20 protein-coding genes are annotated in these 22344 nt (G+C 45.1%); 15 read left to right on the top strand and 5 right to left on the bottom strand.

The annotated features are described in order from the left end of the window. Positions 1-77: 77 nt before the first annotated feature. Together PIL01S_RS00820 and PIL01S_RS00815 are read right to left on the bottom strand one after the other, a co-directional pair. Positions 78-632: a hypothetical protein gene (locus tag PIL01S_RS00820; protein ID WP_127535840.1), complete on the bottom strand. Its 555-nt coding sequence runs from the start codon at positions 630-632 to the stop codon at positions 78-80. A 129-nt stretch (positions 633-761) separates the two neighbouring features. After that, the gene (locus tag PIL01S_RS00815; RefSeq protein ID WP_127535839.1) at positions 762-1541 is read right to left on the bottom strand and encodes a DUF817 domain-containing protein; all 780 of its coding nucleotides are present in this window, start codon (positions 1539-1541) and stop codon (positions 762-764) included. 590 nt (positions 1542-2131) lie between these two features. On the opposite strand from PIL01S_RS00815, the gene PIL01S_RS00810 reads away from it, so the two are divergent. From PIL01S_RS00810 to PIL01S_RS00780, 7 genes are all read left to right on the top strand, one after another. After that, complete coding sequence (locus tag PIL01S_RS00810) at positions 2132-2818, top strand: hypothetical protein (protein WP_127535838.1); 687 nt, start codon at positions 2132-2134, stop codon at positions 2816-2818. Positions 2819-3013: 195 nt separating this feature from the next. Further along, positions 3014-4399 carry an MEDS domain-containing protein gene (locus tag PIL01S_RS00805; protein WP_127535837.1) on the top strand — a complete coding sequence of 462 codons (1386 nt, stop codon included), beginning with the start codon at positions 3014-3016 and terminating at the stop codon, positions 4397-4399. A gap of 161 nt (positions 4400-4560) precedes the next feature. Continuing rightward, on the top strand, positions 4561-4905 hold the full coding sequence (locus PIL01S_RS00800) for a YojF family protein (RefSeq protein ID WP_095287272.1): 345 nt from the start codon (positions 4561-4563) through the stop codon (positions 4903-4905). A 23-nt stretch (positions 4906-4928) separates the two neighbouring features. Beyond that, positions 4929-5603 carry a bacillithiol biosynthesis deacetylase BshB2 gene (gene bshB2 / locus PIL01S_RS00795; RefSeq protein ID WP_127535836.1) on the top strand — a complete coding sequence of 225 codons (675 nt, stop codon included), beginning with the start codon at positions 4929-4931 and terminating at the stop codon, positions 5601-5603. Between the two features lie 176 nt (positions 5604-5779). After that, positions 5780-6211 (top strand): MarR family winged helix-turn-helix transcriptional regulator, encoded by a 432-nt coding sequence (locus tag PIL01S_RS00790; protein ID WP_164764145.1) that lies wholly within the window; start codon positions 5780-5782, stop codon positions 6209-6211. Positions 6212-6310: 99 nt separating this feature from the next. After that, positions 6311-7396 carry a YhgE/Pip domain-containing protein gene (locus PIL01S_RS00785; RefSeq protein WP_127535834.1) on the top strand — a complete coding sequence of 362 codons (1086 nt, stop codon included), beginning with the start codon at positions 6311-6313 and terminating at the stop codon, positions 7394-7396. A 232-nt stretch (positions 7397-7628) separates the two neighbouring features. Further along, entirely contained in the window at positions 7629-8465 is an 837-nt protein-coding gene (locus tag PIL01S_RS00780; RefSeq protein ID WP_127535833.1) for an alpha/beta fold hydrolase, read from the top strand. 92 nt (positions 8466-8557) lie between these two features. Here the strand turns inward: PIL01S_RS00780 and metE are convergent, their stop codons facing one another. Continuing rightward, entirely contained in the window at positions 8558-10852 is a 2295-nt protein-coding gene (gene metE / locus PIL01S_RS00775; protein WP_127535832.1) for a 5-methyltetrahydropteroyltriglutamate--homocysteine S-methyltransferase, read from the bottom strand. Between the two features lie 230 nt (positions 10853-11082). Between metE and PIL01S_RS00770 the strand changes: the two genes are divergently transcribed. Then, a complete protein-coding gene (locus tag PIL01S_RS00770) occupies positions 11083-11286 on the top strand; it encodes a DUF6366 family protein (protein ID WP_127535831.1) in 204 nt (67 codons plus the stop codon). Between the two features lie 117 nt (positions 11287-11403). After that, a complete protein-coding gene (locus PIL01S_RS00765) occupies positions 11404-11877 on the top strand; it encodes a GNAT family N-acetyltransferase (protein ID WP_110822259.1) in 474 nt (157 codons plus the stop codon). Positions 11878-12135: 258 nt separating this feature from the next. Here the strand turns inward: PIL01S_RS00765 and PIL01S_RS00760 are convergent, their stop codons facing one another. Both PIL01S_RS00760 and PIL01S_RS00755 read right to left on the bottom strand, forming a co-directional pair. Then, complete coding sequence (locus tag PIL01S_RS00760) at positions 12136-14451, bottom strand: MMPL family transporter (protein WP_127535830.1); 2316 nt, start codon at positions 14449-14451, stop codon at positions 12136-12138. 41 nt (positions 14452-14492) lie between these two features. After that, the gene (locus PIL01S_RS00755) at positions 14493-15104 is read right to left on the bottom strand and encodes a TetR/AcrR family transcriptional regulator (RefSeq protein ID WP_246058052.1); all 612 of its coding nucleotides are present in this window, start codon (positions 15102-15104) and stop codon (positions 14493-14495) included. 261 nt (positions 15105-15365) lie between these two features. On the opposite strand from PIL01S_RS00755, the gene PIL01S_RS00750 reads away from it, so the two are divergent. The 6 genes from PIL01S_RS00750 (at position 15366) to PIL01S_RS00725 (ending at position 21703) form a co-directional block, all read left to right on the top strand. Continuing rightward, a complete protein-coding gene (locus PIL01S_RS00750; protein WP_246058051.1) occupies positions 15366-16364 on the top strand; it encodes an ROK family protein in 999 nt (332 codons plus the stop codon). Between the two features lie 35 nt (positions 16365-16399). Then, the gene (locus PIL01S_RS00745) at positions 16400-16996 is read left to right on the top strand and encodes a sugar O-acetyltransferase (protein WP_127535828.1); all 597 of its coding nucleotides are present in this window, start codon (positions 16400-16402) and stop codon (positions 16994-16996) included. A gap of 200 nt (positions 16997-17196) precedes the next feature. Further along, positions 17197-18666: a sensor histidine kinase gene (locus PIL01S_RS00740; RefSeq protein ID WP_127535827.1), complete on the top strand. Its 1470-nt coding sequence runs from the start codon at positions 17197-17199 to the stop codon at positions 18664-18666. 5 nt (positions 18667-18671) lie between these two features. Continuing rightward, on the top strand, positions 18672-19364 hold the full coding sequence (locus tag PIL01S_RS00735) for a response regulator transcription factor (RefSeq protein WP_127535826.1): 693 nt from the start codon (positions 18672-18674) through the stop codon (positions 19362-19364). 119 nt (positions 19365-19483) lie between these two features. After that, entirely contained in the window at positions 19484-20992 is a 1509-nt protein-coding gene (locus PIL01S_RS00730) for an S-layer homology domain-containing protein (RefSeq protein ID WP_127535825.1), read from the top strand. A 9-nt stretch (positions 20993-21001) separates the two neighbouring features. After that, positions 21002-21703: an ankyrin repeat domain-containing protein gene (locus PIL01S_RS00725; RefSeq protein ID WP_127535824.1), complete on the top strand. Its 702-nt coding sequence runs from the start codon at positions 21002-21004 to the stop codon at positions 21701-21703. Positions 21704-22344: the final 641 nt, after the last annotated feature.

The following is a 22344-nucleotide window of genomic DNA, read 5'->3' as shown; positions in this document are numbered from 1 at the left end:
GTCAGACATAACGATTAATCTCTACAAAGGAATTCAATTACCAAAAGGGCGCCTGCATTGGCGCCCTTTTGGTGATGTTATTGAGGAATAAGCTTTAAGAAAGCTTTGCTGTCGAAATCGTCAGCTTGTATTAGCCATTTACCATCTTTTTTTATAAGGGAAAGTCGTCCTTCCAATGGAACACGTTCCAGATTTCCGTTTTGCTGATCCAACACGAGATCCATCGTGTAGTCCAGATCGACATAATTTTCGAGCTCCTGATACACAGTGAACTTCATATTTTCGGGTTGAAGTGAGGCTTGTTGTATCTGTGCTGCCTTCAAAGCAAGCAATACGTAACTATAATTCACTGGTTTATCTGCATAACGTTCAGCATAGTAAGGCTCCATCGCAGCATACCGCTCCAGAACAACATCTTCAGGTAAGGGCGATTCCGGGATATCGCCGATCGTATATTCTTTTGTCTTAAAGACTTCCGCTGCAATGGTGGCTTCTTGTGTAGGTGTCATGATGGCAATTTCATTAGGTACGGATTGCTCGGTTTCGTTCGTTGCCTCGGTTTGAAGACACCCTGTCATCATTAAAATGATAGACAACAACATGAACACAAAGAGCCAAGAATGTCGCTTCATCCATTAAAATCTCCTTTCGACTAGAATGACTATCCATCTTATACGTTTCAGACTGGAATGAGTCTCCTAATTTTTGTTAAAGGAGTAATTGTTGGACGGTTAGACCATTTCTAATGTCAGTCTTAATACTTAGTTGGGGCCAGTGCTTGTTCGATTGGCTTTGACATATTTAAGCTGGGCGACAATGATGACGCTAATGATTACGAGCAGGAACCAGGAGCTGATTTTGCTGAAACTAACCAATTGCCAGGCATCGTGCTGGTCAGGGTACTTCCAGCCATTAAAGAATGTAGCAATATTCTCGGCAGCCCAGATGAAGAAGCCTACAATGACAAATGCGAGCGATAAAGGCATTCGATATGTCTTGGTCCGTACCCGGTAGATGATCCATGTTTTCCAAAATACGATAAAGACCAGAGCCGTGAGCCACCAACGAAAATCAGGAATGAAATGGTGGGTGAAGAAGTTGAGATAGATGGCTCCTCCGAGCAGAAAGGAGGGTGCAAAACCAGGCCATCCTGTCATGTCCATGCGTAATCTGCGCCAGATCTGACACATAAAGCTTGCCACACTCGCATACATGAAGCCGCTGTACAGCGGAACTCCAAATATTTTGGTGAATCCAGGTTCTGGATATGACCATGAACCCATGCTTACTTTGTACAGTTCAAGTACCAGGCCAATCATATGAAACACACATATGACTTTAATTTCATCCCAGGTCTCCAACCCACTCCGGTACATGAGATATTGGACACCAAGCAAGATCAGTAGAATGGCATCATAGCGATGAAAGAATGGAACCTCGATCACGCTGGTGATGGCTAGGGTTCCGAAGATGGCCACAGGGAAAATGCAGCTCATCGCCTGATGATAGCCGAAATGCAACAATTGAATAAAAGCTTTCAAATCGGGAGATCTCCTTCCGGGCCTATTCCTAAAATTCATATTTGCCTTCTATAAGTACATATGTAGAGCTACCGTTAATCATACAGAGACGAAACCGAAGAAAAAAGAGAAATTAAATGATGAATCTCTTCTTGTTTTCGTTTAGGCATATACAATACACGTGTCAAATGACCTAAACTAGTTTAAATCTATATACAAAATTTTCTTCATGAGAGAAAATTAGGATTTGGTGTTACATGCGTTGAACGTAAGTGAGAAAATCATTAATCAAATCCTGAAGAGTTATAAGGACATTGATGTGGAGACGTTGGAAAGTAAGAAATTTGAATTTAATGAGGGTCGCTATTCAATCGACGTTAAGAACGGGACACCACGAACGCTAATTGTGACCATGAATGACAAGTAGGGCAGTTACGATAAGGAAAACTGGTCTGGGCAATCTTGTTGTCAGGATTGTTATTTTTAGACAAAACATATGGCAATAATCTCCTGTATTAGACGGTCCGCCCCGTATGCTACAATTCTCAAATGTGCCAATTATTGCATTCATATTCTGGCATATAATATCTCTAGAAACGGCAGATGATCATTTGATTACAAAAAAATCCAAGTTGGTCTGGATATTCGCAGTCCTTATTTTACTCATTGTTGGGTTTTACAACTATCAACTCAATACGGCGAGAGAAGAATCGGAAAATTTGAAGAAACTTTACCAAGCGAAAAATAATAGTGGTTTTCTGACACTTTTGAGACAAGGACATTCGGTTATTCCCTTGGCCGAAACACTCGAGAAAATCAGTAAAGTAACCGATCAGGAAGATCCTGCTAAAGTGCAGAAGCTTATCGAACGTGCCAAGAGCCAAGCGGACGAAGCTACACAATTTCTGATTACGCTTGTAGAGTTTAGTGATAATTATGTGAACGATACTGCCCCTCAGTTTATGGTGAATCAAACAGTGATGACTTCCAAGGAGCAGGAGGATTTGTTTATCCTTGCAATGCAAGCGGATGTATTCACGATCATGTACGAAGTCAGTTACAGTTATTGGAAAGATAAGCCAAAGCAAATCCCGCAGAAAACAAAAAATACGTTCGCTTCCATAGCCAAAGAGCTACGAGCTATGGATGACACCCTTCTACAGTTCAAGGAAATGGCCGCACACGAGTTGGTATGGGGACAGTTTGCGACCACGGAGCAATTGAAGATTTTAACTATGAGAACAATGAAGCCTCATTTTGAGGAATTGATCAAAATCATGACAGAGTTCAGAGAATAAACAAGGACATGTTATTGAAGGATATATGATGTCCAATAAGCAACAAGAAGCAAAGATAGCTACGAAATAAGTCGCCGATATGGCGGCTTTTTTTCGATTACGTCGACAGTTTCGTATTTTTTCCATAATAGATGTGACGTATGAATTTATATCCTTTATAGTAGAAAATAAAAGCAAGATCCGAGGAGTCCTTATATGAACAAACAAGCAGTACCGTTAAATTCGTTGACCAGTGTCACGGATGGAGGCCATATCATTTATTTGTTCGAGGATTTCGATCGTTATGTTGATAATGCGGTATCCTATATTCTAACGGGTATAGACCAAGGTCATCACATTTTATTGATAGAAGAAGCAGACACATATCATGATATTTATAACAAGCTCAACGATGTTATTTCCGGTGACCAGCTTCAGTATCTTCATTATGCTAACAACGTGGATTATTACGGATCACGGGGAGATTTTAGTTTTGAGCATATTCTCACTCATTTTCACCATGTAATGGGGATGGTACAAGAGAATAACATGTCCATTCGTACGTGGGCCAATGTAATGACGTGGGGGGAGCATAGCGAAGACAAGATCCAAGGGAATTTGGTCAATTATGAGCGACAAACTTGCGGCGTAGTCCGTGAATACGGGATGGTATCTGTATGCGCATATAACGCTTCCGCCATTTCTTCGTCCTTGCAGCTGAAGATGATGAGAGAGCATGAGTATATGATGACTGACGTGGAATTTGTGAAATCACCCTTATATAGCCATCTGCCTTCGGACGAGGTTGTATTCCCTTCACTTTCAGTACAGAGAAGATTGCTTAACGAACAGAAGCATCTCTTAATCGAGAAGGAAGCCATGGAAATGGCCAACCAGGTGAAGAGCGAGTTTATTACCACCATGAATCATGAGATTCGGACCCCGATGAATGGCGTGATGGGAATCACGGATCTGTTGGCTGCAACCGATCTTACCAATAAGCAGAAGGAATATGTAGCCACACTGCAAAAAAGCGGGAAGTCTCTGCTGCGTATCGTCAATGATATTCTGGATTACAGCAAATTGGATTCAAATCATGAACAGCTCCTGAAGGAAGCCTTTAGCATCAGGGAAGCCGTAACGGATACGCTGGATATTCTTAGGGTTGGAATTCTGAATAAGAAACTGCAAGTTAACGTTTCCATTGATCCGGATATTCCAGAGATTCTGATTGGGGATGATGGAAGATTCAGACAGGTGATTCTTAATTTGCTGGGAAACGCAGTGAAATTCACGGATGAAGGTGACATTTCCTTGGAGGCCAGACTGCTCTCCATAGATGCTGGTAGGATCCGGCTTCAATGTACAGTCAGGGATACAGGGATCGGAATTCCTCAGGATAAACGGAGTCATTTGTTTATTCCATTTCACCGAGTTGATAACAGTGTTACTCGCCGGACGGAAGGTACAGGTCTCGGATTAGCGATATGTCATCGGATTGTACAGTTAATGAATGGTGAAATTGATATTGAAGCGGAAGATCCGACTGTGCGCGGGACCGCAATTACATTCACTGCGGAATTCGGTACGTATACAGCATAAGTAATGCAATAAACCTATTCACTTAGAGGCTCATTTAGAGGGAATATTTGTGCTCACCGATGTAAAGTAAGTGGTCAGGTGATTTCGAATTGTTAATTCTCTATGGACATATGGTAAAATGGATGAAGTATTTATCTTTCAGACCACATAAGGAGATCACTATGCAACTTATACAACCTCAAGATGTCCAAGCCCGGCTCAATGGTTTCATTGATCAGGATCTATACTTACACCTCGAAATGACGACAGGTGCGTACGCCAATCACTACGATAGTACACGTCACCCTGCTTCGGCTTTCATTTCCAATGCGGCCATTCGATACACACAGGGATCAATTTCAGGTACGAACCCATACCGGGTAGGCTTAAAAACGACGACGGGTTGGGTTTATGCGGAAGGCCTTACCCATATTGATGAAAATGAAAAGGATCGACTGATTTTGGCTGGTCATGACAGCCAGGGAAAATTGGTTGTGGCCTTTCAACTTAGTCGGGAGAGTTTCTGATGGAAGCGGAGGATCGAAACAGCATGAACAATAAATCATACGAAAATGAACGCATTTTGGTGATATATCCCCATCCTGACGACGAGGCTTTTTCCGTTGCCGGAACGCTTGCAAAATATATTGATGGCGGTGCGTACGTTACGTATGCCTGCCTGACTTTAGGCGAAATGGGGCGCAATATGGGCATTCCGCCATTTGCAAACAGAGTCACTCTGCCTGCGATCCGCAAGGTGGAGCTCGAAGAGTCGGCTAAGGCAATTGGTATTCATGATTTGAGAATGCTTGGTTTTCACGACAAGATGATCGAATTCGAGGATGCACATCTGCTCGATAGCCGCATCATGGATTTGATAGAGGAACTCAAACCTACCATCGTATTTACCTTTTATCCAGGTTATAGCGTGCATCCCGACCATGATGCTACGGGTGCTGCAGTCATACGGACGATTTCCCGGCTTCCGGCAGAAGAGAGACCCATCGTATATTGTGTTGCTTTCTCCAAAAACCATGAGCAAGCCATCGGAAAGCCAGATGTACATGTCGATGTAAGGGGATATCTGGAGCAAAAAATGGGAGCCATTCAGGCTCACCGTTCGCAATTCCAGGCAGCAGAGCTGGTCGGTAACCGGAAATTGGATGATGAAGAAATCCAGCGCAGGTTCGGCAGAGAAGCATTCTGGACGTATCGCTTCGAGTAAAATAGCTTACCCTACTAACGGAAGAACAGCGGGCCGCCTTCAAGGCGGCTTTTTCGTTTTTAAACGAGAAAGACGTATGGCTCAGAAACATTAGATTGACAAAGGTTCAAATTAAGGATATTCTTCTTAAATAATATTAATAGGCTATGCTAGTATTTCAGGGAGGGCTTAACCTGATGTCAACTCATCAAGAGATAGATCCCATTGGATTGCTATTATCCAGAACTTATTTTGTCCACAAAAAAAGAGTTACCCATCTACTGCAGGATTACGGCATAACACCTGAACAATATGGGATGCTCGAACAACTGTATCAGAACGAAGGCATTACACAGAAGAAGTTATCCGAACTCCACGGTAAAGATCAAACGAGTGTCGGCAAGACATTGGAGCGGTTGGAACATAAGGATCTTATTATTCGAAGCACCGATCCTGTTGATCGGCGAGCCATCCTGCTGCGGCTTTCCGAGGAAGGGAAAGAGCTTTATTTACAGGTAGTTCCTCTGATGAATGATATGGATCAGTCATTGAGGGAGTTAATTACCCCGGAAGGGGCAGAACAACTTGCCGTACTGCTCAACAAAATTTATGAAGGAATCTCCAGCTGATTCGTCAGCTGACTTTTTTTGCGGATATACATGCATAGCCTATTATATGTTAGCCTATTAATTTGAAATTGGAGCCATATCCAAGAAGGAGAGAAATACATGTCTGTTTTTTCAGTATTAAAAGATTTTATGAGAATTCTACAAACCAAGATCGGATTGGTCTTTGCTTTGGTCGTTCCATTGATATTCACCATTGTCTGGTTGACGGGATACAACGGAGCAACGGAACGAGTGGACCAACTTAAAATAGGTATTATTAACTCGGACGGAGCGAATGGACAGAGAATAGAAAAGATCATTCAGGAAACAGTCCCTTTCAAAACAGAAAACTATTCATCTCTTGAGGAAGCTGAGCAAGTCATGAATGATGGGGATATTGGTATGATCGTAAGCATTCCTGCCCAATTCGCTGCGAACCTGGACAAAGGGGAAGGGCAATTAACGTATTATGTCAATCAGGCAGCTTCGGAAGTTTCCAGATCCATATTGGAAGGTTCAGCTGAAGGGATATCTACCAGCGTAGGTGCTCAGCTATCAGGAATCGTTCAAAAAGAAGTGGTCACGACAAATGTGGTCAAGTCTAACAACATCACCAATTTTGCACTCAGCATGCTGCCCATGATCCTTGGGTTTATCACATATATCGCAGTGATGACCATGAATATTCAATTGAATCTTTCAACGATGATCCTTAGCCATAAGTACGACCGATGGAAAATTTTCTGGGCCAGACAGCTTCTGTTATTGATGGTGTGTATCGTAGCGCCTCTCATTATAACGACTGTAGCCATGTTGTTTGTCACACCTGTCGCTTCCTTCTGGGAAATGTGGGGATTCCATATTCTCGTATACATCGCCTGCGTATGCCTGACTCAAATGTCATTTGTATTATTTGGTGGATTGGGCGCACTGTTCAACGTAGCCTTGATTCCTTTCCAGCTCATGACAGCAGGCAACATTATCGCAACCGAAATGCTCACACCATTCTATCGTCATATCGGGGATTTCCTGCCTGCATCCAACGCTGTCCGGGGATACGTCCGACTTATCTATAGCGGAGCACCAGTGACTTCAATCGTGATTAATCTTATTTTGATTGCACTGGTTACATGGGGAATAAGCTGCGCACGTGTGGCTTTGCATAGAGCACCAGCACCTGGCGTTGCAACTACTAACGCTCATTAAACATGACAAGCAATATATACGAACAGAAATAAGAATATGTTTGCATGATAAGTCGCCTAGCAGGCGGCTTTTTTTGCTAGAATGACAGGTGTCATTTCAAAGGTTTTTCACTGTATTCAGTTCAAATGGCATACTCCATCTAATTCTTGGGTACGATTGACAATTAACGTTTACATATGTAACATTTAAATAGTAACAAACAAAAATATAATAACTAACGGAGGGATTTTCCTTGGCTAAAGTAAATGTAGGCGAAGAGAATGCACAACCAATTGAACTGTATTATGAAGATCATGGCGCGGGAAAACCCATCATCCTTATTCATGGATGGCCTTTGAGCGGACGATCCTGGGAGAAGCAAGTACCTTCCCTGATCGAAGCAGGCTACCGTGTTATAACGTATGACCGTCGTGGCTTTGGTCAGTCTTCCCAACCTTGGGATGGTTATGACTATGATACCTTTGCTTCGGATTTACATAAATTGATTCTGCACCTTGATCTGCATGAGGTTACACTGGTTGGGTTCTCCATGGGAGGCGGCGAGGTAGCTCGCTATGTGGGAACTTACGGAACCGAACGTGTTTCCAAAGCCGTATTTGCGGGAGCAGTTCCTCCTTATCTCTATATAACTGAAGACAATCCTCAAGGTGGATTGGATGATGCAACGATTGCAGAATTCCAAAATGGCGTAAAAGGGGATCGTCTGGCATTCCTGGAAGGCTTCACAACTAACTTTTTCGCCGCAGGAGACCGTAAGGACCTTGTGAGCGAACCGTTCCGTATCTATAACCGGGACATTGCAGCTCTGGCTTCTCCTAAAGGGACATTGGATTGTATCGCTGCCTTTGCCCTTACCGATTTCCGTCAGGATCTGGAGAAATTCAGTATTCCGACACTGGTTATCCATGGTGATTCCGATGCCATCGTTCCGCTCGAAGTGAGCGGACAACGTACACATGAATCGATCCCTGGCAGCCGTCTGGTGGTTGTAGAAGGTGGGCCACATGGATTTAATGCGACTCACCCTGAACAATTTAATGCAGCATTGATTGATTTTTTACAGGGTTAAGCTTAACTGGACTGAAGATTTCAGTAAAAACAAGAAATGATAAAGAGCAGGACACCCCATAAGAAGGAAGGGGGTTCCTGCTCTTTTTCAATTTAAAGCGTTTTGATGGCATGATGTTGTTCGCGTGCGATTAGGGTCGCCTGAACCATGTTGCGCAAGGAAGCGACCGTCTCTTCACGTCCACGGGTTTTCAGGCCGCAATCGGGATTAATCCAGAACAGCTTGGGATCCAGCACACGCAGGGCGCGCTCAATCATGGTTGTCATTTCTTCCACGCTCGGGATACGAGGACTATGGATATCGTACACACCAAGCCCTATGCCGAGTTTGTACGTATTCAATTCAAAGCTGTGAATGAGCTCACCGTGACTTCGTGATGTTTCTATGGAGATGACATCAGCATCCATGGCTTCAATGGAATCGATCATGTCATGGAATTCACAGTAACACATATGGGTATGAATTTGCGTTGTTTCTTGTACCGTACATGTGGAGATGCGGAAAGCTTTGACCGCCCAGGCCAGATAATCAGCTTGCTCATTTTGCTTGAGTGGAAGGCCTTCACGAACAGCAGGTTCATCCACCTGGATCATGCCAATACCCGCCTGCTCAAGGGCTTCCACTTCCTGTCTGAGTGCATATGCCAGCTGATAAGCAATGTGCTCACGCGGAATATCATCCCGGACAAAGGACCAGTTCATAATGGTTATCGGTCCGGTCAGCATGCCTTTTACCGGTTGCTGGGTCTGTGACTGAGCGTACTTGGTTTCTTCAACCGTCATTGGCTGAACGAACGCAACGTCACCGAAAATGATCGGTGGTTTTACACACCGGGAACCATAGGATTGTACCCAGCCATACTGAGTGAAGGCAAATCCTGCGAGTTTCTCACCGAAGAATTCCACCATATCTGTACGCTCAAACTCTCCGTGAACGAGGACGTCCAGGCCGATCTCTTCCTGAATTTGAATCCAGGCATCAATTTGCTCGCGAATAAACTGGGCATATTGCTCGTTGCTCAACTCACTCTTGCGCCATAGCTGCCGGGTCTTGCGTACCTCTGCAGATTGAGGGAAACTGCCGATCGTAGTTGTCGGAAAAAGAGGCAGCTTCCATTTTTCCTGCTGAGCAATATGACGTTTAGCGAACGGGAGAGAGCGCACTGGCTCTTGTATACGCAATGCTGCAACAGCCTGCTGCACGTCAATGCGATTACGTTCCTGTGACTGCTTAAGAGGCAGCAGCGCCTCATCTGCTTTATCAATCGCCTCCAGAATGTCGGCATGTCTTGATGTGCATGCTTTTGTCAGAAGAGCAATTTCCTTCAGCTTCTCATCTGCAAAGGCGAGCGAGCTCTTGAGCGCAGGGTCGAGGTTCGACTCGCGTTTTGTTGTAACAGGCACATGCAGCAGACTGCAGGACGATTGCACAATTAAACGTTCAGGTGCGACCTGCTCAATCAGCACATCAAGCAGGGACAGTTTCTCTTGAAGTGAAGCCTTCCAAATTCCACGACCATCAATAATGCCTGCGCCCAAAATTTTGTCAGCCGGGAAGCCTTTAGTTTTAATGGATTGCAGATTGCCGGAGAGCCCTTGTACGAAATCTAGTCCAATTCCCTGTACCGGAAGGCTTATAATGTCGCTATAATTCTCCACAGATTCAAAGTAAGTCTGTAATAAAATGTTCAAGTTAGGGACTGCGGCTGCAAACGTCGTATAGATGTTTTGCAGAAGCTGTAAGTCATCCTTGCTTAATTCGGTAACCAGAACAGGTTCGTCAATCTGAACCCACTGTACACCTTCTTCTGCAAGTTCGCGAAGCACCTGCGTGTAGAGTGGAAGCAAACGTTCCAGCCAGGCTTCCGTCTCGGATTTGTCGTATCCTTTGGAGAGCTTCAGGAAGGTTAAGGGTCCGACGATCACCGGCTTGCCTTCAATCCCGAGCTTTTCTTTGGCTTCGCGGTAAGCGATAAGAGGTTTATTTTCGGTAAGTGCGGGAGTTACGTCATTTAGCTCTGGGACGATGTAATGATAGTTGGTGTTGAACCATTTCGTCATTTCGCTGGCTGCAGCGTCCTTGGTGCCTCGTGCGATGCCATAATACACGGACAAAGGAACGGCCCCGCCATCATATGTAAATCGTTTGGGAACGATACCGAACATCACGGCAGTATCAAGAATGTGATCATAATAACTGAAGTCGTTGACTGGAATGAGATCAATTCCTTGATCATGCAGCTTGCGCAAATGGTCTAACCGGATCTCCTGTAAACGGGTGTGAAACGTGGGTTCATCCAGTTTGCCTGACCAGAAGGCTTCCAGAGCTTTTTTCCATTCGCGATCAGCGCCAATTCGCGGGTAACCCAATACACTACTTTTAGTCATTTACATAACCCCTCTTCAAATGTGTTACAGAAAAGTTATCACAGTTGTGAAGTTATAACGTAATTCCATTAAATTATATCTAGCTATAGCCTGAGACTATATCAGAAGAGGGGAGATTGGCGAAAAAAGAATTGGAAGTTTACTCCATATGGTATGATTACCTATACGCATACACAAACATTGACTCTGATGAGAGTAAGTCATTGATCTGAACCATTGGAGGGGAAATGATGAATAAAGATCAAGAAACTCCCGAGATGATGAGAGAGCGACTACAACGAGAAGAGCAGCACGATCATGCAGCGGGTACGTTCAAGAATGGATTGGAGCGTGCGCAATTTGGTAATCTGGGAGAACTGGCAAGTAGTCTGGGATGGATCGGTACAGGCGTGGTTATCGTAGTAATTATTGCTGTTTTTGTATGGTTGAAATAATTGTCTGACTTATACAAAAGATCTATCGATGGAATGATTGACGCTGTGATCACCAGGTGTTATTTTATACACATCCGTAATGCCAATAAAACCAATAGAGTAAAGGGGATTTGACATATGTCGTTGGTTGTACAAGCGGCTGCTGAGGACGTACGCAGCGAGGATTCAGTACAGTTGATCCGGGAATTAAGCAGTGAGCTGGGCTTGTTATATGGCGGGGATGGAACCGCAGGCTTTCAACCATCGGACGTCGAAACGCCTCGTGCTGCCTTTATTGTAGCCAGATTGGATGGGCATCCGGTTGGGTGCGGAGCCATTAGGCCGCTGGATGATCAATCCGTTGAGGTTAAGCGTATGTACACCAGACCCGGTTATCGCCGTAAAGGAGTTGCTCAGACCATACTTGCCGAAGCCGAGCGCCTTGCTGCGGAATTTGGTTATACCAATCTGAAGCTTCAGACAGGGCCACTTCAGCCAGAAGCTGCAGCGCTATATGAAAGAGTAGGGTATTACAGCATTCCGATTTTTAGTGGCGACTGGGACAGGGTTCTTGCTTTTCAGAAAGATTTGGTGCATCAGCGAGTGAATTGAAATGGCAAAAGTAATGAACAATCAAAATGAATGAACATTTTATAAATAATTGAATTGAAGGAATATTAACAGCGCAAGAAAAATGCATAAATAAAGCACTCTCAAGGCTTTTAGCTTGTCGTACGACAAGTAGAGGCCAAGAAAGTGCTTTATTTTGGTTTGAAAACTGCTAATAAATACAACAAACGAAGTGCAAATAACCTACGAGATTAGCCCAGGAATGATGCAATAGACAGGTGAAATCCGATCCTAATTGTCTTACTGTTTTTCCTTAGCATTCAGTTCAGCAATGAGCTTGTCACCTTCAACATCCAGGTTAGGAAGCGAACGATCCAGCCATTTTGGCAGCCACCAGGCTTTATCCCCGAAGAGAGACATGACTGCCGGAACCAGCGCCATCCGAACAACGAATGCATCAATCAGAATACCCAAGGCCAGGGCAAATCCAATCTGTTTAATCATAATATCATGCGTGAAAATAAAGCCTGCAAATACGGATACCATAATAACGGCAGCTGCAACGACAACTCGGCTTGCCATCTGATAGCCGTTCATTACGCTTTGATTCCCGCGATGACCATGTACGTAAGATTCTCTCATCGAAGAAACAAGGAAGACCTGGTAATCCATAGCCAGACCGTAGAGAATTCCTGTTACCATGATCGGAATGAAACTGAGCAGAGGACCGCCCGTGTCAAAATCAAATAACGCCTTTGCCCAACCCCACTGGAATACGGCAGTGGTCAGACCGAATGTAGCCAGAATACTAAGCAGGAATCCAATCGTTGCCTTGATCGGAACCAGGATGGAGCGGAAGACCAGGAGCAGGATGACCAGAGACAGAATAACGATAATTCCGATATATACAGGGAAGACTTCAGCCAATTTGGCTGACATATCAATATTGACCGCAGTAAGTCCGGTAACGCCAAGCTTCATATCGTGATTGGTTGCAATGGTAGAGTCAGGAGAACGCAATTCTTCAACCAGCTGTTTGGTTGCTGCGTCGGTTGGACCCGAATCTGGAATAAGACTTAGAATGGCCATTTTGCCATCTTCACTCACACCAGCCGGTGTGACGACAGAGACATGTTCGAATTGTTGCAGATCCTGGGCGATGGCGCCCAATGTTTGTAATGACACGGTTTGGGAAGCATCAGTAGGTTCAGCAACAATGAGCAGGGGACCGTTGAATCCTTCACCAAAACCTTTTGTAATGGCATCGTAACTTTGCCGTGCAGTCGTATCCAGGTTAGCGGTAGCGCCAGAAGGCATGCCCAGTTCCATTTTGGCTACCGGGATTGCAGCCGTACCCAGAACGACAATAACAGCTACAATGACAAGCCAGCGGAATTTAACGACACCAGAGATCCAGCGATTTGCAAACCCGTTTGATTTTTTGTGTGCGTTCGCCAGATTTTTCTCTCTTGCTTTACGAGAACAGATGCGCTCACCCAGGAGACCCAGCAATGCCGGGAGAAGAGTAAGGGCAATCAGTACGCTGAACAGTACGGTAACCGAGGCGACGATAGCCATCATGCTCAGGAAGGTGATACCAATAACCAGCATTCCACAAAGTGCAATAATAACCGTTAATCCAGCAAAGAACACGGCACTTCCTGCTGTTCCAACAGCTCTGCTGGCCGCTTCGCGTGCATTCAGGTTCTGGTCGAAAATAAGTCTACGCTGACGATTGACGATGAATAATGCATAGTCAATACCAACGGCAAGCCCGATCATGAGAGCGAGTACAGGGGTAAAGGATGTCATGCTGACAAAGTTGGAGACAGCAAATGCTCCACCAACACCAGCCGCAACCCCAAACAGGGCAATGACAATCGGCAAACCTGCGGCAACAACGGATCCCAGTGTCATGAACAACACAATTGCCGCAATGACCAATCCGTAGATTTCGTTGGTTCCAATCGGTATGCCCACTTCTTTCAGGGAATCACTTGGCAGAACCGAGATGTTTGTACCTTGTTCGGCTTCGCTTACTGCATTCACAACCGAATCCGTGACACCTTTAGGCAGGGAGTTTTGCTGCACAGTGAATTGGAACTGGAACAGAGCAACATCTCCAGCGTTTGAGATCAACACGCCAGGTACTGGCATTCCTTCAATCATGAGTGGTCCATAAAGAGGCAGGTTGCTTGGATCCGCACTTTGCTCGCCTGCTCCAGCAGCACTCTGACTGGCCTGTTCCTGCATAGCTGAAGCATCCGCGCCACTTGCAGCAGCGAGCTCAGCAGGGTTAATGACATAATCCAGTTTGTAAACTTCACTTACTGCCTTACTGATGGCTGCCAAATTCTCAGGCGTATCCAAACGCTCGCCTTCAGGGATATTAAAGATTACGCTTCCCTGACCACCAGAGGCTTGAGGAAGCTCCTTTTCCAATTTGTCCAAGACGTTCTGGGATGCGGTTCCTTCAAGTTTGATGTCTGAAGACACGTGCACACCGTTTATGCCAAGTGCCGTTCCGACGATGCCGAGCACCAAAATCCAACCCATAATGAAATACCACGGTTTATCGTAGGCTGTTTTCCCCAGCCTGTAGAGTAATTTTGACATCGAAATGATTTCTCTCCTTCTATCTCTAATGTTCGCCTCTTCTAAAATCCATCTCGCAAATACGTAAACATAGAATCTATGTACTCATCGAATGAAATAGATTCTTCCTTATCTCCTGAAGGAAGCCCAGGAAGTTGTACGTGTACACTCCCATCCAGCATAGGGATAATTGCCGCACAAACAGCGCCAGCAAGAAAGTGATTATAACCCGCGGGGTAACGATCTCCGAATAATTCACTTAACATCAATTTAGCACCGTTTTGCAAGCGATTCAGCAGGGTGAGCGTATGAGGCATTAAGCTTGGATAGATCTTTGACAGTTCTAAAATCTGATAAATTCGACGAAGGACTTCTTCAGTCAACTGCATCTTAATGAACTGATACATCACCTCAAGCGGTGTTGTATCCTCAGGCAGCTGACTGATCATATCGAAGTATTCCTCCATCCTGTGAAAGTGCTCACCGGCCATGACGACGGCTTCTTCCTTACAGGAAAAATGATTGGCGAACGTTCTTCGCGAGTATCCGGCACGCTGCACAACATCCTCAACCACAAATCCGTCCATTCCATGCTCTAATGCGAGTTGGAATGCAGCTTCAGATAGGGCACTTGCAGTCGCTTCCTTTTTAATGGCTCGCAAGCTTTGTTTCAAATGGTCTCACCTCCAGTTCCGCATTGAATGTGTGAATGGTTCTATCATATCAACTCATTGCCCATTGTGCAATTTTACCCAAAGGGTAATTTTGCGCAAAAGGAATTTAATCGTTTTGTTAAGACGATGCTTGATGAAATTTGTGGACAGCGATATGAAAATCAATTATGTTAATACTTAACGAAAGTATTTTCATAAGTGTGAGGGGCGAGAAGGATTACAAAAGGACCTATTACTAACAACACCATGCGAGTGAAGAAGATGAATGAGGAATTGGTGCGGCAAACATTAAGGACAATGAGACAAGGTACCAAATCTATGGTTGCACAAGCAACAGGGTTGAGTATCGCTACCTGCCGCAGCATATTAATCGAACTCTTGAATGCAGGTGAACTTGTGGAACTGGATATGGAGGAATCGAGTGGGGGCAGGCCTGCTCAGATCTATAAGTACAACGAAAACTATGCCTACATTGTTGGTCTCATCGTGAAGGCAGGAATCAGCCATCACTCCATCACCTATGGCGTGGTTAATCTGACAGGGGAAACTGTGGAAAAAGGGGAACTGCATACGGAAACGGATCAAATGAATGAAGCATTCATCATTCAGCTCATTGATCGCCTCATCGATAACCATCCGCAGATCCGAGCTGTGGGTATCGGTGTTCCAGGTGCTGTTCATCAAGGCATCATTAATGTGTCGGATATCCCCGAGCTGGTCCATGTTCCACTGGCCGATTCGATCCGAGAAAGACATGGGGTCGAGGTTATTGTAGAGAATGACATGAACCTGACGGTGTACGGTCTATATCAGAAACAGGAATATGAAAATGAGAAGTCTATTATTGTGGCGACCTTCATTGAAGGCTCCTTACCAGGTGCAGGAATCATGATTGATGGGCATATTCACAGGGGGAATACCCAGTTTGCCGGGGAGATCGCTTTTTTGCCATTCGGTCTCTCCCATGATGAGCAGTTCAGATTACTCCATAATCGGAATACATTCCATTCGATTGCAGCACGTGCCGTATCAAGTCTGATTGCTGTGATGAACCCCGAGACCCTTGCATTGACTGGCACGTTAGTACAGCCGGAGGATGTAGAGATTATCCGGAATGAATGTTTGAAGTACATACCAGAGATGCATATGCCTCAGATGAGACTATTGAATGACCCGGATGAGAATTATATGTTTGGATTAATATCAATGACTCTGGAAAGCCTCTCATATTCGCTGCAGCTTGTGGAAAAACGGAGGTAACGTAGACTATTACCATATGGAGAGGGATGTTAGATATGGATACGAAAACGGAAAAAGAGAAGATGGTCTCTGGAGAGCTCTATAAAGCTTGGGACCCTGAACTGACGCGTGATCGAGCGTATGCAAGACGGATGACTCGTTTGTATAATCAGAGCACCGAAACGGATGAGGACCTTCGAACAGACATCTTGAAAAAATTGCTGGGCACAACGGGTGAGCACCTGAGCATGGAGCCCAATATCCGTTTCGATTATGGCTTCAATATCCATGTGGGTGATCACTTCTACACCAATTTCGATTGCACCATCTTGGATGTATGTGAGGTGAGGATCGGCAGTCACTGCTTGTTTGGGCCAGGAGTTCATATTTACACAGCGACACACCCGATAGATCCTTTGGAAAGAAATGAAGGCCCTGAATATGGTAAGCCAGTAACAATCGGAGATAACGTGTGGGTAGGCGGACGAGCGATCATCAATCCTGGAGTCACCATTGGCAATAATGTAGTCATTGCATCCGGAGCCGTGGTAACCAAGGACGTTCCGGACAACGTGGTTGTTAGAGGAAATCCAGCCAAGGTGATCAAGAACATTGAAGTTTCGCAGTACCTCCTATGCTGTATTGAAAGCTGAGAACGCATATCTATGTAACAGCTTGTTGATTTTTGAGATTCGTGGTAGACAGCTAAATCTGCATGATGGGATGATAGAAATAAATCTAAGCCGATATGGAGAGCGTTCCATATTGGCTTTTTTGCATCTGGGCAAGTGAATCCATCTTGTGTTAACATGTGCACTAACTAATCCTATACCATGCTGATAAAGGGGAACCCATGTCCATTCGAATAAAGATGCTGCTGTCCTTCACGGGCATGCTCGTGATAAGTTTGCTGTTTATCCTGCTTACGGCAAGTCTGTATACGATTGCGGCAACAGGAGATCTGCAGAGTTTTCGTGATATTTATAAGGTGCATTATCAGATTAACCCACTGACTGAACAGGGAGAATCGATCTTTCAAGAGATGAAGTTTATGGCCAAAAATGAACCGGATGAGCTGCAAAACAAAGATTTGCTGCGTGAATACGACATGAAACTTCGAGCCGAGAAATCAGGTCTCTATGTCAGACGTGAGAACAGCCAGATCTTTGAATCACTGACCTTCAACCAGCCTGAACTGAAGCAGGCACTGCCTGCCTATGATCTGAACAACTACCAGATTCGCAGTACGTTTAATATTGGTGAACGCTTTTATGCCTATGCCAAATTTGACTTTAAGTACACGAATGGGGAACGGGGAAGCATCTTCGTCATTCGTGAACGGAGTCCTTTTGCCGAATTGACCCGTAAGCTGCTGCCCGTGATGTCAATCCTGCTCATCGGGGTGCTCATTATTGCAAATCTGCTGCTGTTCCGCTGGATTACTCGCAGCTTCATTAAGCCGTTGAACAAGCTGAGGAACTCCGCAGAGCAGATTAAGGAAGGGAACCTCTCCTTCAAGCTCCAGCTTCATTCCAATGACGAGGTAGGCCAGCTTAGCGAAGCGTTTGAGAGTATGCGGAACCAACTGCAGCGTTCCAATGAACTCAGACAGCAGGACGAAGCCAATCGCAAAGAGCTCATCTCCAACATTTCGCACGATCTAAGGACACCGATCACCAATATTAAAGGCTATATTGAGGGGATTCGTGATGGAGTGGCGAACACGCCCGAGAAAATGGAGACCTACGTCAATATCATTCACTCGAAGGCAGTCAGCATGGATAAGTTGGTGGATGAGTTGTTCCTCTATTCCAAGCTGGATTTAAATCAGGAGCCTTTCCTCTTTAAGGTCGTAGACCTTGTTGATTTCCTTGAAGACAGCATTGAAGAGCTGAGATACGATCTGGAGGATAACGGGGTCGCACTCGATTGGGATAACCAGTCGTCAGGTCCTGTTATGGCTTCAGTGGATCTCGACAAACTAAAACGGACTGTCGTCAATGTAGTCGATAATGCACTGAAGTACATGGAGAATGAACACAAGCAATTCAGTATTACACTTCAAGCAGATGACGAATGGATTACGATGGCGTTTAAGGATAATGGTAAAGGTATACCGGAAGAGGCGCTGCCTTACATCTTCGAGCGTTTCTATCGGGCAGAGCAATCTCGCAATTCCTCAACCGGGGGAAGCGGATTAGGACTGGCGATTGCCCGTCAAATTATTGATGGACACGGAGGATTCATCTGGGCAGAAAGTATGCCTGGTGAAGGTACAACGATTTATATTCAATTGAAAAGGCTGATGGACAAAGGGGAGTAGCGGCAGTGACAAGCATATTAATCATTGAAGACGAAACAACAATTGCCGAACTGGAACGGGATTATTTTGAGCTTAACGGATTCACTGTGGAGCTCTGTCATAACGGAGAGGAAGGCTTGAAGCTGGCTCTGGAGGGAGATTACAGTTTGATCATTGTTGACCTGATGCTTCCGGGGCTTGACGGCTTCGAATGCTGCAGGCGTATTCGTGAGGTGAAGGAAGTACCGATTCTGGTCGTCTCTGCCAAAAAAGAAGAGATAGACAAGATCCGAACCTTTAACTTGGGTGTCGATGATTTTATTACCAAACCGTTCAGCCCAAGCGAGTTGGTTGCTAGAGCAAAGGCTCATCTAACCCGCTACGAGAGACTGCTGGGCATGAGCAAACCGGTTGAGCAGGATGAGATTCACATTCGTGGACTGCATATCGACAAAGGATCACGCCGCGTTTTCTTGAACGGGGAAGAGGTCGCGATTACAACCAAGGAATTCGATCTGCTTGTGTTCTTGGCGAGTCATCCGAACCGTGTGTTCAGTAAATCCGATCTGTTCGAGCGGATCTGGGGCATGGATTCCAGCGGAGATATCGCAACAGTTACGGTTCATATTCGCAAGCTGCGCGGTAAGCTGGAGACAGATCCCAAAAATCCCGATTACATTGAGACCGTATGGGGTGCGGGCTACCGGTTTACGGTATAAGTTTCGATAAAAATTAGCTTCAGTTTATATTTTGTTAATCATTTTGACCTTGGGAGTTTCTTTTTGTCCTCTATTCTATAGATACAAGCAAGACCAACCTATAGAGGAGGAATTCAACCATGAATCCGACAACCCGAAAAATCGCAACATTTCTGACCATAACTGCATTAGGTACAGCAGTATTCCCGCTTGCTGCGAACCAAGTACATGCAGCTACATACGTTACAAACGCTGCCGGAACTACGGCACAGCTTAGCATTCAGCAGATCGACGCTGCCATCAAGGAACTGAACAGCTTGGGGATCATGAATGGATATGCCGATCAATCCATGGGTGAACAAAGAGCCATTACCCGTGCAGAACTAGCTTCACTGGTTTACAAAACCTTCAGTCTGGAAGACAAGAGTGGAGAAATCGTAGAATTAACGGACGTTAATCCGGCTGCATGGTATGCTCCTTATGCAACGAAGCTTGTTGAACTGGGAATCATGGAGGCAAATGAGGGTCACTTTAATCCGCAAAGCCAAGTATCCGATGTAGAACTTGAGCAGGTTGTATCCAAAGCAATGCAGCGTGACGTGAAATCCGTTCACCATTGGATGAGCACGTTCTATGCCGAGAATGGGTCGTCTACTCGCGGTGAAACCGCGGTGCTGCTGAACACGGCCCGCCAGGCCATTCCTTCCGAGCAGGCTAAGATCGAGAGTGTACGATCACTGAATGCCATTACGTTGATTGTGACTTTTGATAAACCACTTACAGCAGCAGATGAAGTATTTGCCAAAGCACAAACGGATTTTGCGCTAAGTGGCGGATTGACATTAACCAATATGCCTCGTCTGAAAACAGGATCAATTGCAACTTACATCGTTCCAACATCTGTTCAAAAAGCTGGCGAGGTATATAACCTTACTTATAAAGGGCAAGATGCGGGTTCCTTCGAAGGCAGTGGAACAAAATTAAACATGACGAAGGTTAGTCAGGTCACGAACGATACGTTCGAGATTGAAGCATTGCAGGAAAACGGTGTCGTTGATTATGGCTATATTATTTCGGCATACAGCGGTGGTCGAGGAGCTAATGCGTTCGTGCTGGATGAGAAGGAACAAGCTGGAGGCCAAACGTATCAGATTATCTCATCCATGCAGGCAAGACAAGTGCTGATTACGCCGGAAGGCGGAGAACCGATCGTTGCCAGATACGTTCCGTTTACGCAATCAACAGACGGCAAACAAGAACCGAAGTTCAGATTGCCTGAAGGACAAACGCTGCAATCCGGTGTCCAATATACCGTATCTTCGGATTGGGCGAACATCGATAATGCGACATTCACTGCACAATCGTTTGATGCGCTGCAAGTTGCAAGTGCACAGGCGGTAAGTGAAACTTCCATTGAAGTTACACTTGCGCAAGATCCTGGAGATGAGCTGTTTTCGGGCCGAAGCGTAACGTTAACCTCCCCGAGCGGTGACACCCTGACGGCAACCTATAAATATTCAAGCCGGAAAGGCGCAACAGGAGTTTTCGACCTCGTTAACGATGGCAAATTAAATCCGGACACGACCTATGAAATCAGCCCAGTGGGTGATTGGAGTGTCGCTTCGGAGGTAACCGTAACGCTACAGTAAGGAGGCAGTATGAGTAAGTCAATCCTGATCGCTATTCTTATCAGCACGATTTTCGTCGTCCAAGGCTGTGCTCCGGCAGTAAATAACAACTCCATGGTGAAGGAGCAGGCAGCTTCCCTGAATGAACAGCTTCTAGAGGCAGCAGGAGGATCAGATCCTGAGAGGATTGAACGTCTAATTCAAGAGGGTGCGGATATCAATGCTCAAGATGATAGCGGAAGAACAGCTGTGATGATCGCGACCTACAACAATGATCAGGCATCGGCTCAATTGCTGATTGAAGCTGGTGCAGATGTTAACATACAGGACGATATGAAGAATAACCCGTTTCTGTACGCTGGCGCTGAAGGGTACTTGGATATTTTGAAGCTCACGATAGAGGCGGGAGCCGACCCAGCGATGACGAATCGATATGGAGGAACAGCGCTGATTCCCGCTGCAGAGCACGGATATGTGGATGTGATACGGGAGCTTCTGACTCAAACGTCAGTAGAAGTGAATCATGTGAATCGATTAGGCTGGACGGCATTGCTTGAAGCGATCCTATTGAATGATGGGAATACACGGCAGCAGGAAACGATCCAGCTGCTCATTGACCATGGAGCAGATGTGAATCTTGCGGATGATGATGGTGTATCGCCTCTAAGTCATGCCAAGAAGAAGGGCTTCACGGAAATCGAGGAGATTCTGCTTCAGGCAGGTGCGAAATAGAGTATATGGGAAGATCAATATGAAAAGAAACAGCATAGCAACGCAGCATGTGGATTATCTATTGTGCATATGATTGTAGAAGAAGTCGCCGATATGGCGGCTTTCTTTGTTTTAGACATAGAAGTTTGAAAGTTGAAATGAATACAGGCCAATCCACTCGTTTTCCGGCTTTGCAATCGCAAATGTTAGGCTGATGGGTGTTAGATATACCTTTTCATTTATAAAAATATATCTTTATTGGTGTATTATGGGTTATCATTTGAGAGGATTGAATCTTGTGGTGTGAATTTTAGGCGGAAAGGAACGGGAAAGTGGAAAGAACATTTAATACGGTTTATTCAAGAGTGAAACGGAATTTGATAACCATGACCTTATTGGGAATTTATTTTTTTGTTAGTCTCAACAGGAGCGATGAGCGATGGTCTACGATTTTTCTCGCGTTTTTTACCATATACATTTTGACTTATATCATTGTGCTGTTAAAAATGTTATTTACGAAACTAACGTTTACGTTCGGAACAGATTACGTTGTTTCCTCGAAGGGAAAGAAATTCGAAGCTTCTCAAATCAAGGGTATCTACATGAATAACCAGAGAATTGGTTTCAAGCTGCATGGCCGGTGGTTAGTGCCGATGGAATTA

Origin of the sequence: Paenibacillus illinoisensis NBRC 15959 (genome assembly GCF_004000925.1) — a bacterium.
GTDB classification, from domain to species: Bacteria; Bacillota; Bacilli; order Paenibacillales; family Paenibacillaceae; genus Paenibacillus; species Paenibacillus illinoisensis.
Note: the sequence above shows the minus strand (reverse complement) of the source record. Positions and strands in the feature narration are given on the sequence as shown.